At 54.8% G+C, this 1,286-nt stretch carries 1 protein-coding gene; it reads right to left on the reverse strand.

Annotated elements, in window-relative coordinates; translation table 11 throughout:
• Nucleotides 1-20 precede the first annotated feature (20 nt).
• A complete protein-coding gene (locus DMG62_24270) occupies nucleotides 21-1,271 on the reverse strand; it encodes a hypothetical protein (GenBank protein PYY19780.1) in 1,251 nt (416 codons plus the stop codon).
• Between the last annotated feature and the right edge of the window lie 15 nt (nucleotides 1,272-1,286).

Consider the following 1,286-nt stretch of genomic DNA (forward strand, 5'->3'; position numbering starts at 1 on the left):
TGAATTAGAGTGTGTCGATCCTAGAACCTTTTCACCAACTCGACATACCAGAACCGCCCGAGGTTGTCGTAGAGACCGCCAGGATAGTTGTTGGCATTACCGAGGAAGGTGCCGAACGCTCTCGGCGGATCCTCGCCCAGGATGTTGTTGCAACCAACGGTAAAGGTGGTGTTGTTCAACAACGTCTTCCAACAGGGCATGGCGGCGGCCTGTTCAACCACCTCCTTCTCCTTGCCACTCTTTACCTCCTTGCCACCCTCTTTGGAGTAGCCAGCCACCGGGCGCTCTTCCACCGGCTGGGTGAAGACCAAATTGTAAGACAGCTGACCATCGAAGAAGAAGCGCTGTTTGATCCAGTGCTCAACTGGCTCGGCAAGGTCGTCGTGTCCGCCTCCCCCAGGAATTTTGGTCGTCCGCTCTTCTCTAAAGCCATCGTTGTAGCGGCCAGCGATGCTGAGGTCAAAGTTGTTCCAATCCCAGGTTAGCCGCGTGATACCCTTCCACTTCAGGAAGCCGTCGCCAATGGTGACCTGGCCAGAGAAGGCACCCACAAACGGATCGTTATTAGTCCGTCCCGATACCTCGTGCGTCTTGGCAGCCCCGTTCAACTGGAAGAGGAAGGAATCCAGATAAGTCCAGTCATTGCTCCAGGTAAAGGTGCCCCAGTTGGCGGTCTGGAATTGATACTGAAGTGAAAAGTCAACACCGCGCGCTCTCTGTCGCCCAGAGTTTTCAAATCCACTCTTGACGAAATTGGCCGTGTTAGTAGCCGGGTCGATATTGACTTGCTCGCCTGGTCCTAACGTGCCCTTGAAAAATGCCTGCACCAGCGACTGGGCACTCGGCACGGTCACTACGCCCGTGCGCTCCACATCCCAGAAATCAACTGACATGGTCAAGGTAGCGTTCGGCTGCCAGTTCTTGATCCACTTCGGCGTGTAAACAAACCCAGCACTAAAGTTCCGCGAATCCTCAGGCTGCAGATTTTTGTTGGCATCAACCTCCTGAGTCGTTTCCGCCTCCACACCCCCACCCGGAAGGAAAGGCGCCGTATTCGTCACCGCCAGAATGAATATCGGAGCACCGTAGAGTGAGGCCAGTGACGGCTCAATGAAGCCTTCGCCCCAGGTGGCACGAATGGTCAGCTCCTCATTGAAGGGCTGCCAGCGTATCCCAATTCTGGGAACGAGGACATTGGTGTCGTTATTTCTAAAGTCCTCAAACCGACCCGAGGCATTAAACTCCAACGAATACGCTCCCGGAATGCCCATCTTGGGGCTGGTAAT

Source organism: Acidobacteriota bacterium (assembly GCA_003225175.1).
In the GTDB taxonomy this organism is placed as follows: Bacteria; Acidobacteriota; Terriglobia; order Terriglobales; family Acidobacteriaceae; genus Gp1-AA112.

Excerpts from the sequence above, each read along its gene's own strand:
- DMG62_24270 (PYY19780.1), bottom strand. The coding sequence starts at position 1,271 with ATGGGCATTCCGGGAGCGTATTCGTTGGAGTTTAATGCCTCGGGTCGG.